11 protein-coding genes are annotated in these 12,974 nt (G+C 58.8%); 5 read left to right on the plus strand and 6 right to left on the minus strand.

Annotated elements, in window-relative coordinates; genetic code table 11:
* Window positions 1-36: 36 nt before the first annotated feature.
* Window positions 37-1,278, minus strand: a complete 1,242-nt coding sequence (locus GE543_RS24635; RefSeq protein WP_178118668.1) for a glutamine synthetase family protein — start codon at window positions 1,276-1,278, stop codon at window positions 37-39.
* A 196-nt stretch (window positions 1,279-1,474) separates the two neighbouring features.
* Window positions 1,475-2,386 (minus strand): methyltransferase domain-containing protein, encoded by a 912-nt coding sequence (locus tag GE543_RS24640; RefSeq protein WP_032699188.1) that lies wholly within the window; start codon window positions 2,384-2,386, stop codon window positions 1,475-1,477.
* Window positions 2,387-2,621: 235 nt separating this feature from the next.
* Between GE543_RS24640 and GE543_RS24645 the strand changes: the two genes are divergently transcribed.
* The gene (locus tag GE543_RS24645; protein WP_046237342.1) at window positions 2,622-3,431 is read left to right on the plus strand and encodes a glycosyltransferase family 2 protein; all 810 of its coding nucleotides are present in this window, start codon (window positions 2,622-2,624) and stop codon (window positions 3,429-3,431) included.
* Window positions 3,432-3,494: 63 nt separating this feature from the next.
* Here GE543_RS24645 and GE543_RS24650 read toward each other — a convergent pair whose 3' ends face one another.
* The 3 genes from GE543_RS24650 to GE543_RS24660 form a co-directional block, all read right to left on the minus strand.
* Window positions 3,495-4,190, minus strand: a complete 696-nt coding sequence (locus GE543_RS24650; RefSeq protein WP_003412487.1) for a sensor histidine kinase KdpD — start codon at window positions 4,188-4,190, stop codon at window positions 3,495-3,497.
* Window positions 4,187-5,788 (minus strand): tetratricopeptide repeat-containing response regulator, encoded by a 1,602-nt coding sequence (locus tag GE543_RS24655; RefSeq protein WP_153222572.1) that lies wholly within the window; start codon window positions 5,786-5,788, stop codon window positions 4,187-4,189. Before GE543_RS24655 ends, GE543_RS24650 begins: the two co-directional genes overlap by 4 nt.
* A gap of 385 nt (window positions 5,789-6,173) precedes the next feature.
* Entirely contained in the window at window positions 6,174-6,848 is a 675-nt protein-coding gene (locus GE543_RS24660) for a TIGR04211 family SH3 domain-containing protein (protein WP_003316760.1), read from the minus strand.
* Between the two features lie 450 nt (window positions 6,849-7,298).
* On the opposite strand from GE543_RS24660, the gene ppnN reads away from it, so the two are divergent.
* Window positions 7,299-8,672, plus strand: a complete 1,374-nt coding sequence (ppnN, locus tag GE543_RS24665) for a nucleotide 5'-monophosphate nucleosidase PpnN (protein ID WP_003391287.1) — start codon at window positions 7,299-7,301, stop codon at window positions 8,670-8,672.
* 51 nt (window positions 8,673-8,723) lie between these two features.
* Here the strand turns inward: ppnN and GE543_RS24670 are convergent, their stop codons facing one another.
* Window positions 8,724-9,593, minus strand: a complete 870-nt coding sequence (locus GE543_RS24670) for a helix-turn-helix domain-containing protein (protein WP_153222573.1) — start codon at window positions 9,591-9,593, stop codon at window positions 8,724-8,726.
* 153 nt (window positions 9,594-9,746) lie between these two features.
* Here GE543_RS24670 and pobA point away from each other — a divergent pair, with 153 nt between their 5' ends.
* The 3 genes from pobA to GE543_RS24685 form a co-directional block, all read left to right on the plus strand.
* Window positions 9,747-10,931 (plus strand): 4-hydroxybenzoate 3-monooxygenase, encoded by a 1,185-nt coding sequence (gene pobA, locus GE543_RS24675; RefSeq protein WP_003347291.1) that lies wholly within the window; start codon window positions 9,747-9,749, stop codon window positions 10,929-10,931.
* Window positions 10,932-11,146: 215 nt separating this feature from the next.
* Window positions 11,147-12,472: an MFS transporter gene (locus GE543_RS24680; RefSeq protein ID WP_153222574.1), complete on the plus strand. Its 1,326-nt coding sequence runs from the start codon at window positions 11,147-11,149 to the stop codon at window positions 12,470-12,472.
* A gap of 306 nt (window positions 12,473-12,778) precedes the next feature.
* The coding region (locus GE543_RS24685; RefSeq protein ID WP_371927258.1) for a hypothetical protein at window positions 12,779-12,974 on the plus strand (196 nt) is incomplete at its 3' end.

The raw sequence follows: 12,974 nt of genomic DNA on the forward strand, positions 1-12,974 counted from the left end.
GAGTCGCCCGACTGGGCGAGCCCGACACTGCGATTCTTAAACCTGAGCAGCCAGCACGCGCCGTTCCCAGGGGGTTATCTCGTCAAGAAAACTGGTCAGTTCCAGGGCCTTCGACGCGATGTAGCCTTCGATGAATTCATGACCAAACAGTTCCTTGGCCAACTGACTGCTTTTCAGACGCTCCAGAGCAGCGTGCAAGGTACACGGCAACGACAATTCTTCCGGCACCTCCAGTTCGCCCTGCAACGGCGGCGTCGGTTCCAGTCGTTGCTCGATGCCATGCAGCCCGGCCGCCAAACTTGCAGCGATGGCCAGATAAGGATTGGCGTCAGCGCCCGGCAGGCGATTCTCCACCCTTCTGGCCGCCGCTGCACTCGACGGAATACGTAATCCGGCAGCGCGATTGTCGTAGGACCAGCAGGCGTTATTGGGCGACGCATACGGATGGCACAGGCGCTGGTAGGAATTCACATTGGGCGCGAACAGCGCGGTGAAGTCCGCCATGCAGGCTTGCTGGCCAGCAATGAAATGACGAAACGTGTCGGTCGGCTCACCCTGCGCATCACTGAAGACGTTCATTGCGGTCTCTGCTGCCACCACGCTCTGATGAATATGCATCGAACTGCCCGCCGTATGCGCGAGCGGTTTGGCCATGCACACCACGATGAGCCCGTGCTTGAGCGCAACCTCCTTGAGCAGGTGCTTGAACAGAAAAGTCTGATCGGCCAGTAGCAGCGGATCGCCATGCAGCAGGTTGATCTCGAACTGGCTGACCCCCATCTCGTGCATCACGGTGTCACGCGGCAGCCCCAACGCTGCCATGCAGGCGTACACCTCGGCGAAGAAAGGTCGCAAACCGTTGTTGGAACTGACGCTGAATGCCGAGTGCCCCTGTTCGCATCGCCCGTCCAGCCCTGTCGGCGGCTCAAACGGATAAAGCGGCTCGGGATTGGGCGCGAAGACAAAAAACTCGAGTTCGGTGGCCACCACTGGCACCAGGTCCTGCGCAGCGTAACGGGCGATAACCGCCTTGAGCTGATTACGGGTAGAGAGCATGCAGGGCTGGCCATCAAGGTCCTGCGCATCACAGATGGCCAGGGCACGCGGCGACGTGCTCCAGGGCAGACGGTGGAGCTGCTGTGGATCACTGATCAGCGCCAGATCGCCGTCATCACTGCCGTAAAAGCGCGCCGGCGGATAGCCGCCCATGATGCATTGCAACAACACGCCGCGCGCCAGCTGCAAACGGCGGCCCTCGAGAAAACCTTCAGCCGTCATCACCTTGCCGCGCGGCACACCATTCAAATCCGGGGTTACACACTCCACTTCATCAATGCCCATCAGCATCTCTTGCTGCGAATGGGGGTCATTGCCTGTCATGGGTCAGTCCTTTTCAGTTGAGCTGCAAACGCCAAGCTTCAACCTTCAGACTGCAATCTTCAAGCATCCCGCTTCAGGCTGTCGGCCTGCCGCGTCAGAGAACCGGGTTATGGAAAGGCGTCCCGGTCACTTCGATGAACTCTTTTCGGTAGTCTTCGTTTTCCGGGTCGACCACAAGGGCCTGACGCAGGAATTCGACGCCTTCGGCCACATTGCCCAATTGACGACTCAGGGCGCCGGCGAGATGCAGCCTGGTGGCATCGAAAAAATTGAATGACAGCATGATCTTGGTCAGCGTCAGCGCGTTCTCAAGCTTGCCTACCATCAACAATTGGTTGAACTGGGTGTTGAAGTCGCCGACGTCCTGCCACTTTTCGGCAGACAGGCCCTCCACTTTGCGCAGCACGACGGTGTGGCCGTTGCCTACTTTCGAATCGGTTTCTTCCACGCACTCGATGTACCAGCACCCCAGGCCTGACGAGTTAACGTAATTGACCGCACGGAGCATGCTTTGCAGGGAAAAGACCTGATAGTGACCGCGCCACTCGCCTTCAGTGACGGTGGTCATGTCGACCTTGTTTTCATAGTCCTCGATCATCTGCGCCAGCGTCGTCAAACGACGCGCCCGATCAGTCTTGGCTGCGGTGCGCTTGGGAAAGATGCAGAAGAACACCCCGCCGTTCTTCAGCACTCGGAAGGATTCGACGTAGGCAGAAAGCAGGTTGGGGACGTGCTCGATGACGTGCGAGCTGATCAGATAGTCAACCGACGAGTCTGCCGTATGGATGCATTGAAAATCGCCCAGCATGTCGACCTTCGAAACATCGCCCGACACTTTCATCTGCTCGACGAAGTACTGCTGATAGTCTTCCATGTCACGAGGGTGCAGAAAATCGACGCCGTTGCACGGCGCAACGTTCAGGCAATGGGCAAGATTGAACGCGTTGTGAGCCGCTGCGCCCAACTCTATACCGTGCCCCTGGCAGTACTTTTTAGCTAACAGCATCACCCACCCACCGCTCATCGTGATATCGAATACAGCCTTTCAACGATTTCGGCGGTGTCCGCTAAAACTTTAACCAGCACCGCCCCAGGCCTTTGGCGTGCCAGCAATTGGCGCAAATATTGCAATCCACCGCGTACATACATCGATTTACGTCAGCGCGGGCTTGAACTGCCCGCCACGCTGCGACGCCAATCAACAACAATCACGCTAACGCCCGAGAGAACAGAGGATCACCATGATCAATGGTCAAAAGGTTGGCTGCGGAATCATCACCTACAACCGTCCTGCGCTGCTGAAAAAGCTTTACGATTCCCTGCCTGCCGAGATCATCGACTGCGTTGTCATCATCAATGACGGCGAGGTGTACCCGGAGTTTTCCGCGTATGACAGCGAGGTCTTCTTCAACAACGAAACCAACCTCGGCGTTGGAAAATCCAAGAACAGAGCCTTGTCGCGACTGATGGATGCGGGGTGTGAACACCTGTTCCTGATCGAAGACGACATCTATATAAAAAGTCCGGAAGTATTCGAGCTTTATATTCTGACCTCGACGCTGACCGGCATTCAGCACCTCAATTACAGCCAGCATGGTCTGATGAACAAGACGCCGTCCGGCGAGGCCAACGCGGTGTACAGGATTGACTACGGCAATGGCATCAACCTGCCCTTGTACCGCCATTGCGTCGGCGCGTTTTCCTACTATTCCAGACGCAGCCTGGAAGCCGCCGGCCTGATGGACGAGACGTATCACAACGCCTTTGAACACGTCGATCACACCCTGGCCATCATCAACCAGAACATGCACCCGCCTTTCTGGTTTTTTGCCGACATCGATAATTCACAGCTGTATCTGGGGGACGAGCCCTGGACGCTCGAGGGCTCAACGATTTCGTCCGACACCCTGCACCGCAAAAACGCCCTCGCAGCCATTGAACACTTCACGCTCAAGCACGGCTGCGAACCGGTCAGACATCCGTTGGCGTCTGATCAGGAACTGATGGACAGCCTGAACAGCATCAAACAGAACTTCGGATTGAATATCTAAGCGCCGAGCCCGCCCCGCAATCCTGACAAGGCGTTGCGGGGTACTCGTTGAAAGACCGCTGCCTCAGGGCAGGGTCATACTGAACATCGCCCCGCCCAGCACGCCGCCGTTGGCGATTTCAATGCGCCCGCGCATGCCGTTGCGTACATGCAGCCGGGCAATGTGTGCAGCGAAGTACAAGCCCAGGCCGGTACTGCCGCTGCCCTGGTTGATGCCCTGCACATAGTCGGTCTGGCGCTCGATCAGATACGCCGGGTAGCCCGGACCGTCGTCATTGATGGTGATCTTCAACTGCCCGCCTTCATCACCGACACTCACAGAAATCTGCTCGCGGGCAAAGCCGATGGCGTTGACGATGATATTGCCCACCACCGAGCCGATCAGTTCGCGGTCGAAAAAGCCCAAGGGGCTTGCCACATCGATCGCATGACGCGCGGCAATCCCGCGGCTGGCCAGCACGTCCTGGTGATGGGCCAGTTGCGCTTCGATGAAATCGTCCAGTTCGTGGTAGTCAGGACGCAACGGCATCTGGTTGACACCCAGTTTGTAGAGGCCGAGCAACTGCACGAGCATGCCGTTGAGGTTGGCAAACTCATAGTCGATGACGCCATGCTCCGAGGTGTCGCGCTGCTGGACCGAAAGCTTCGCCTGCCACTGGCTATGTGCCTGGGTCAGGGTCGCCAGCGAGTTCTTCATGTCGTGCACCGTGGAGGCGATCACCATGGAAAAGTCGAGGCCCTGCTCTGTCTCTTCACTCATGCGCTAAACGCCCTCTCCCTGAGTTTATGGTAGCGCTCATAGCGTGGATCGCTTTCCGGAATCTTGCCAAGCGTGGTCAGGCTGGCACGACACTCGTCAATTCCGGCCTGGCCCAGGTTCTGGCCAGGGTGAAGCAGCGACTGCACCATGTTCAGCGCAATACTGATGTTCTTTGGCTGCAAGCCAAGCGCACTGCGGAAAAACGCCTGTGCTTCGGTGAGGTTGCCGGCCTTGTAGCTGCGCACGCCTTGCAGGTTGAAATCGACAGCCGCCTTGCTGGCCCCCAGAATCGCCGGATCATCGGTCATGCTGGCAATGCTTTTCATCACCGCTGGATCGTCGCCGTAGGCCCCGGCACAACTCTTCAAGACGCCGGCACCGGCCTCTTCCTGACCGAGCTTCTTCAGTTGCGCAGCCACCATCAGTGCGGCGTCGGCACTGAGCACCTGCTCCATGCCATCCAGCCTGGCCATTGCCTGCTCGGTGAGCTTTGCTGCGGCTTCCGGGTCCGAATGCTGCAGGCTGGCCGCCTTCATTAGCCGGGTACGTACTTGCAGCCCCTCGTCATCGCCATGCTCCTTGGCGACATCGACGAGGGCGTTGTTGATCTCGACACGGGTACGCGCATCGAGCCCCTGATCGCCACCCTTGCTGATCAAGGCATGCGCCAACCCGAGGTTGGTTTCCGGATCCTTGAAACGCGAATGCTGACCTTGGGAGACGGCCTGGCGATAGGCCTTGGAGGCACTTTCGAAGTCATCGTTGCCCAATGCCAGCTTGCCCAGCAGCTTCTGTCGACGCACCGCCAGCGGCGACAGGCGCACTGCGCTTTCCAGCACAGACTGCGCGCGCTTGCCATCGCCAAGTGCCACCAGCACATCAGCCAGGCCGTCGAACAGCACAGGCATGGTTGGAAATGCCTTGATTGCCTGTTCGTAGACAGCCAGTGCATCAGCGGTCTTGCCGCGCTTGAGCAGCAGGCTGCCCAATGCACCATAGGCCCACGGCGTGGCCCGATCAGCCAGAATGGTCTTGAGGAACGCTTCCAGGGGCTCGTTCTGCTTCAGGTCACGCAAGGCATCGGCCTTGTAGCGCAGGCACAACGGCGCATAACGCGGGTCCTGCTCGATCAGCTTGTCACACGCGGCCAGCACCTCGGCCGGTTTGCGACGGTCGAGGGCCTGCAGAATCGGCTTGAGCAAGGTCTTGCGCTGCACCAGCTTTTCCAGCCGCTGGGCCAGCCCGGCGCGGTTGAACGGCTTGGTCAGGTAACCATCCGGCTCCCACTCAAGCGCACTCATGACCATCGCTTGACTGTTTTCGGCAGTGACCATGATGAATACGCTTTCGTAACTCAGCAGGCGCTCGATCATCAGGTCTTCCAGCACCTGCTGGCCGTTCTTGCGGCCATCACCCAGGTTGAAATCGTGCAGCACGAAGTCATAACGCTTTTGCGAGCACATGCGCAGAGCCTGCTCGCCGGTGTCGGCGGTGTCCACTTCCTTGACGCCCAGCTCACGCAGCATCGATCTCACTGAACTGCGAAAGTCAGAGAAATCATCAACGATAAGAAAGCTTTTTTGGTTGTACGCCAGCATCCGGATTCCTGCACAGGAGAGGGTGAAATATGAGACCCGCGGCCTGAAAATCATTCAGGCCCGACTCGGCAGCCCATTTTTCAGGACGCACATAATAACTGATGGCAAAGAGCCACAATACAACTTGCCGTCACCCTCCCCCTATGCGTCAGAGCGCGAGGTTGAGGGCAACACTCAGTTTTTCGACCATCCACGCAGAAACTGTAGAACGAACATCAACTTCGCGCACGAACCCGGTGTCAGGCAGGCATAAAGAGTGTGGGCTGGGTCGTAATTGCGGCAGGGGAAAGGCATTTTCGGAGAGGTCTGTCACACATCGGCAACGCACAGCGCGGCGGACAACATGCCAGCGCGGGGCGCTGGCATGTGAGGTGGTGCAGGCGGTTTACACCCAGCCGTCGTTCTTCTTGCGGCCCTTGGTCAACGCCGGAAGGATCAGGCCGACCAGCAAGCCGGCACCGGCAATGCTGCCGCCGTAGACCATGTAACGCATCATCACCTGCTTGTTCTCATCGCCAAGTCGCGCCTGAGTGGCACGCAATTCAGCCTGAGAGTCGGCCAGTTGATCGTTGAGGGTCTTGGTGCGCGCCTCCAGTTCATCGACCAGTTTCTTACGCGCGTCCAGCGTTTCCTGCATGCCTTGCACGCGGGTCTTCCAGGTATTGTCGATGCCCGCCAGTTGCTCGGTCAGATCGGCGACCTGCTGAGTCAGCTGTGGCACACGCTCGGCCTGCCCAGGGACTTCCTGCAAGTCGCTGCTCGGAATCCACACCGTGGAACCGCCTTCGCCACGCACCTGGCTGAACTTGCCCGAAGCGCTGAGCAGCTCGACCTTCTGCCCGGATTTCAGCGTCCCCACGATCCGGTGATCATCGGTTGGTCCGCTGCGTACATAGGTGGTGAGGCTGTCGCTGACCCAGCGATCGCTGCCTGCGGCCTGTGCGCTGCCAGGCATGACAACGGTCAATGCAGCGCCAACCAGGCCTGCGCCGAGCAAGCGACGCGAAACGGCGAACAGGCCAGGGGCTCGGGAAAGAAGTGCGGAAAAATGACGAGACATGGCGATAATTATCTTTATCTGAAATGAAAATAAAGCCTCGTTTAACGGGCCGGCTAAGGATGGGAGCGGCAAGTGATCAACGGTTTTGCAACTCCTGCCCGGACGGAATGTCTGCCTATCAGGCGCGTTGAAAAAGCACCTGATGATCCCTTTCATGCAGGCCGTCCAGAAAGTCCATCAGCTAACAGACTCCGTTAAAGGGGTCAGGTTCACTATTGCCCGTTGTCCGCGTCAAAATTCAGCCGCACGGTCAGCGAAGCAAGTGCCTGCTTTCAAAAGAATTCGCCTGCCGATTCAATCTGCGATGACGCACAACGGCTCAAACAGGGGACGTCTGCGGTCCGACGTTTGCTTTCCCGGCCAAGTGCTGTAGAAAAGGCTCCACAGGGGCGAATGTTCTCGATATTCGCCATCCTGATGCTCGACTGCATCGCTCTAATGGAAAATAGAATGATCCCAAGACAAGTGATTAACGCCACCGTAAGCCCGAAAGGCAGCCTTGAAACCCTGTCCCAACGTGAAGTGCAGCAGCTCAGCGCGGCCGGTTCAGGCAGCACCTATACCCTGTTTCGCCAGTGCGCCCTGGCCATTCTCAATACCGGCGCCCACGTCGATAACGCCAAGACCATTCTTGAAGCGTACGAGAGTTTTGAAGTCCGCATCCATCAACAGGACCGCGGCGTTCGCCTGGAGCTGCTCAACGCTCCGGCCGATGCATTCGTCGACGGCGAAATGATCGCCAGCACCCGCGAAATGCTGTTCAGCGCCTTGCGCGACATCGTTTATACCGAAAGCGAGCTGGACAGCCAGCGCATCGACCTGAGCAATTCCCAGGGCATCACCGACTACGTGTTCCACCTGCTGCGCAACGCTCGTACCCTGCGCGCCGGTGTCGAGCCGAAGATGGTGGTGTGCTGGGGCGGCCATTCGATCAATACCGAAGAATACAAATACACCAAGAAAGTCGGCCATGAACTGGGCCTGCGCAGCCTGGACATCTGCACCGGCTGCGGCCCCGGCGTGATGAAAGGCCCGATGAAAGGCGCGACCATCGCGCACGCCAAGCAGCGCATCGTTGGCGGTCGCTACCTGGGCCTGACCGAACCGGGCATCATCGCCGCCGAAGCGCCCAACCCGATCGTCAATGAGCTGGTCATCCTGCCGGACATCGAAAAACGCCTCGAAGCGTTCGTCCGCGTCGGCCACGGCATCATCATCTTCCCCGGTGGCGCAGGCACGGCCGAAGAGTTCCTGTATCTGCTGGGCATTCTGATGCATCCGGACAATAAGGATGTGCCATTCCCGGTAATCCTGACCGGCCCGAAAAACACCGAACCCTACCTGCAGCAACTGCACGCGTTTGTCGGTGCCACGCTGGGTGAAGAGGCGCAGCGTCACTACCAGATCATCATCGACAACCCGGCGGACGTTGCCCGGCAGATGACGCAGGGCCTGAAGGAAGTGAAGCAGTTCCGCCGCGAGCGTAACGACGCGTTTCACTTCAACTGGCTGCTGAAGATCGAGGAAAGCTTCCAGCACCCTTTCGATCCGACCCACGAGAACATGTCCAGACTGCAACTGAACCACGATGTGCCGACTCACGAACTGGCCGCCAACCTGCGCCGGGCGTTTTCCGGCATCGTCGCCGGCAACGTCAAGGACAAGGGCATTCGTCTGATCGAGCAGCATGGTCCTTATCAGATCCACGGCGACCCATCGATCATGGGCCCGCTGGACAAGCTGTTGCAGGCCTTCGTCGATCAGCACCGCATGAAGCTGCCAGGCGGCGCGGCGTATGTGCCGTGCTACCAGGTCGTGACCTGACCGCATAACGGCATGCTGCAAGCCGACGGGGTGCTCTTGAGCACCCCGTTTCTATTTCTGCTGGCGAAAGGCCTTGGGCGACTGCCCGGTAGAGCGTTTGAAGAAGCGCGAAAAATACGCCGGCTCGGAAAAACCCAGGCTGTCTGAGACCTGATTGATGGTCAGGGTGGTGTAGATCAGGTTGCGCTTGGCCTCCAGCAACAAGCGCTCACTGATGATCTGCAAGGCCGACTGGTTGCACAGCCGCCGACACAGTGCATTCAAGTGCGCGGCGCTGATACCCATCGCCCGAGCATGCTGGTCAATCGACCAGTGCTCGCGAAAACTCGCCTCCAGTTGATGCATGAACACCTGCAAATGCTCGCGGCCGCGATCCATCGCATGAGTCTCTTCGCCGGCATGCTCACTGCTGCGCCGACTGAGCCACACCGCCAGCACATTGACCAGCGAGTGCAGCATCAGATCGCGGCCCGCTCTGGGCTGCCGGTATTCATTGGCAATGGCATCGAACAGCGTGTCCACATAATCGCTGTCCGCCCCGAGCGCATAACACCGTGCCGTGCTGAGGGCTGAGACGTCGAGCGCAGCCTCGAGTTGCTCCACCAAGGGTCTGGCCAGGCTGAGAATATGGCCCTGAATATCTCTGGAAAACCTGAAGGTGTGCACGCTCAGTGCGGGAACGACCTGCAACGAAGGCATCTCGACCTCGCTGACCCGGTCCTCGACCTTGAGCATGGCCTTGCCCGACTGCACGTAAAGCAGCTGGACCAGATCGCCATGCCTATGCGGCTTGATCTCCCATTCGTGAATCCTGCTGCGCTCGGGGATCGACTCGCAATGAATCAGATCCGGGGTCGGCCAGGCCGTGGTTTCTCCGTAGAGCTTGAACACCGGTACCGCTGCCGTGGCAGGTCTGGGCATATCGTCTTCTCCCGTCCGGACCCTCGAAAAATCCAGATAATGCAGCGGATATTGCCTTCTTATCTCGACGGCATCCATTAAAAATACAGGAGACAAAAACAAACACTTCCCGCTGACTAAACCTGGCAGGGATCAAAAGACAGGACTATCGCCATGAAGACCAAGGTTGCCATTATCGGTTCAGGCCCTTCCGGGCTGCTGCTGGGCCAACTGCTGCAGCGTGCCGGCATCGACAACGTCATCGTCGAGCGCAAGGACCCCGACTACATCCTTTCGCGCATCCGCGCCGGCGTTCTGGAACAAGGCATGACCGACCTGTTGCGTGAAGCGGGCGTCAGTGAACGCATGGACGCAGAGGGCCTGATCCATGACGGTTTCGAGCTGGCGTTCGCCGGTCGTTGCGAGCGCATCGACCTGAAGAGTCTTGCCGATGGCAGGACGGTGATGGTCTACGGCCAGACCGAGGTCACTCGCGATCTGATGGCCGCGCGCGCCGCGACCGGTGCAATGACGATCTATGACGCCGCGGACGTCAAAGCGCACGACCTCAAGAGCGATAGTCCGTACCTGACGTTTGTGAAAGACGGCGAGACCGTGCGCCTGGACTGCGATTACATTGCTGGCTGTGACGGTTTTCACGGGGTGTCACGGCAATCGATTCCCGCTGACGCCCTCAAGGTATTCGAACGCGTCTATCCGTTCGGCTGGCTCGGCGTACTGGCCGATACGCCACCGGTCAACGAAGAGCTGGTCTACGCCAATCACCCGCGCGGCTTTGCCTTGTGCAGCATGCGCTCGGCCATTCGCACCCGCTATTACGTGCAGGTCAGTGCCGACGAGAAGGTCGAAGACTGGTCGGACGAGCGCTTCTGGGAGGAACTCAAATCCCGCCTGCCCGAGCATCTGGCAGAGCGTCTGGTCACCGGGCCGTCCATCGAGAAAAGCATCGCACCGCTGCGCAGCTTTGTGGTTGAACCCATGCAGTACGGCCGCCTGTTCCTGCTCGGCGATGCCGCGCACATCGTCCCTCCAACCGGTGCCAAGGGGCTGAACCTGGCCGCGAGCGATGTCAGCACGCTGTACCGCATCCTGCTCAAGGTGTATCAGGAAGGCCGCACTGACTTGCTGGAAAAGTATTCACAAATCTGCCTGCGCCGGGTGTGGAAAGCCGAGCGTTTCTCCTGGTGGATGACGTCGGTGCTGCATAACTTCCCCGATACCGACGCCTTCAGCCAGCGCATTCAGCAGACCGAACTGGACTACTACGTCGGCTCGGAAGCCGGGCGCAGGACCATTGCCGAGAATTATGTGGGCTTGCCGTATGAGGCTGTCGAGTAAAGCGTCGGCCCCGGCGCTGTAATGTTCGTTGCGTACTGACGTTGGCGACAAGCCATAACCTCCCCCGCGTACCTGCGTTGTGCAATCACACAACGCATGCCCCCTGCCGCCGTGCAAAGCCCCAAAGCGTTTTCGTCAACGGCCACCTATGATCAAGCGTGCATCCAATAGCTATCCGGCTATATAAAAACAACAAGCACAGAGGAACACCCGCCATGACACCCGTTTCGACCCACGAGGTGGGCGACGCTGAAGGCAATCTTGTCTACCGTCGCATCACCCTGCGCCTTATCCCGTTTATCTTCATTTGCTACCTGTTCAATTACCTCGACCGCGTGAACGTCGGCTTCGCCAAGCTGCAGATGCTCGATGCCCTGAATTTCAGTGAGACGGTTTATGGCCTCGGTGCCGGTATCTTCTTCATTGGCTACGTGCTGTGTGGCCTGCCCAGCAATCTGGCGCTGAACCGCTTCGGGCCGCGTCGCTGGATCGGTCTGATGATGATTACCTGGGGAATCTTCTCGACCTGCCTGCTGTTCGTCACCACGCCGGTCGAGTTCTACGTGCTGCGCTTTCTGACCGGTATGGCAGAGGCCGGCTTCTTCCCCGGCATCGTGCTGTACCTCTCGCGCTGGTATCCGAATCAGCGTCGCGGGCGGATCATGGCACTGTTCATGTCGGCCATTCCGGTCTCCGGCCTGCTGGGCGGTCCGTTTTCCGGATGGATTCTCAATCATTTCGCTACGGGCCAGGGCGGCATGGCCGGCTGGCAATGGATGTTTCTGATTCAGGGCGTGCCGACCGTGGCGCTGGGTGTGCTGGCCTTCGTTCTGCTGTGCGACAAGGTCGAGGATGCCCGCTGGCTGACGCACGAGCAGCGTCAGCGGGTCAAGACCGATATCACCAACGATGAACTGAGCCGTCCGGTGCACGGCAAAAGCTCGGTGGCTTCAGTGCTGAGCATGCCGTTCATATGGATTCTGGGCTTTATCTACTTCTGCATTCAAAGCGGCGTCTACGCGATCAATTTCTGGCTGCCGTCGATCATCAAGAACCTCGGTTTCAGCGATGCACTGGTGATCGGCTGGATCAGCGCCGTGCCGTACCTGATGGCGGGCGTGTTCATGCTGCTGGTCGGCCGCTCTGCCGACCTGCGTAATGAGCGGCGCTGGCATCTGGTGGTCCCGATGCTGATGGGCGCGACCGGCCTGATCATTGCCGCCAACTTCGCGACGCTGCCCATCGTAGCCATCATCGGGCTGACTATCGCGACCATGGGTGCGCTGACCAGCCTGCCGATGTTCTGGCCATTGCCGACCGCCCTGCTGAGCGCCAGCGTTGCCGCAGGCGGGCTTGCGCTGATCAACTCGATTGGGCAGATGGCAGGCTTTCTCAGCCCTTACCTGGTGGGCTGGATCAAGGATCAGACCGGCTCGACTACCCTGGCGCTGTATTCACTGGCCGCGCTGACCATCGTCGGCAGTCTGGTGGCATTGCGGGTCAGTCGTTCGTCAGCAGTCAAGGTGGCAGGGCCCGCCTGAATGCACTGGCCGAAGACAGTGTGATCCTGCGCAGCTGGCGTGAAGCGGGATGCGCAGATTTTTGCGCACCCGATACCCGCATAAAACTGACCAAGGCTCGTATTTAAAGCGCTGCAGCACACAGGAATGAGTCGGTGCATGTGCGCAGACATTTGCGCACTATTTCACGTTTTTTTGCTCGATGTCTTTGCTTTAAATCCCTATCTATTTGTTTTTTATGGATAAATAGACAGTCGGCACATATCTTGGAATGCACTTCTGCATACAGCGGGCGATATCGCCCGTTTCTTCGCAGAGATTCCATGCATGACCGACAAATCCGGCACCCATACTCAACGACGTGCTGCAACGTTCGCCAAGATACCCGCCACGGCTACCAGTCTGTGCCCCTTCCGAAAACCTGAAGTCGCCATCGTACCCGTGCGCTATGCGCTGGACCGCTCCCGCTACGATGCCGCGCCCGAGAAGCTGAAACCGCTACTCAAGGGCAGCCGCTGGGCGG

Origin of the sequence: Pseudomonas sp. SZ57 (assembly GCF_009495975.1) — a bacterium.
In the GTDB taxonomy this organism is placed as follows: domain Bacteria; phylum Pseudomonadota; class Gammaproteobacteria; order Pseudomonadales; family Pseudomonadaceae; genus Aquipseudomonas; species Aquipseudomonas syringae.

Coding starts and splice junctions, on each gene's coding strand:
- GE543_RS24640 (WP_032699188.1), bottom strand. CDS start 2,386: ATGCTGTTAGCTAAAAAGTACTGCCAGGGGCACGGTATAGAGTTGGGC.
- GE543_RS24680 (WP_153222574.1), top strand. CDS start 11,147: ATGACACCCGTTTCGACCCACGAGGTGGGCGACGCTGAAGGCAATCTT.
- GE543_RS24650 (WP_003412487.1), bottom strand. CDS start 4,190: ATGAGTGAAGAGACAGAGCAGGGCCTCGACTTTTCCATGGTGATCGCC.
- pobA (WP_003347291.1), top strand. CDS start 9,747: ATGAAGACCAAGGTTGCCATTATCGGTTCAGGCCCTTCCGGGCTGCTG.
- ppnN (WP_003391287.1), top strand. CDS start 7,299: ATGATCCCAAGACAAGTGATTAACGCCACCGTAAGCCCGAAAGGCAGC.
- GE543_RS24670 (WP_153222573.1), bottom strand. CDS start 9,593: ATGCCCAGACCTGCCACGGCAGCGGTACCGGTGTTCAAGCTCTACGGA.
- GE543_RS24645 (WP_046237342.1), top strand. CDS start 2,622: ATGATCAATGGTCAAAAGGTTGGCTGCGGAATCATCACCTACAACCGT.
- GE543_RS24655 (WP_153222572.1), bottom strand. CDS start 5,788: ATGCTGGCGTACAACCAAAAAAGCTTTCTTATCGTTGATGATTTCTCT.
- GE543_RS24660 (WP_003316760.1), bottom strand. CDS start 6,848: ATGTCTCGTCATTTTTCCGCACTTCTTTCCCGAGCCCCTGGCCTGTTC.
- GE543_RS24635 (WP_178118668.1), bottom strand. CDS start 1,278: ATGACGGCTGAAGGTTTTCTCGAGGGCCGCCGTTTGCAGCTGGCGCGC.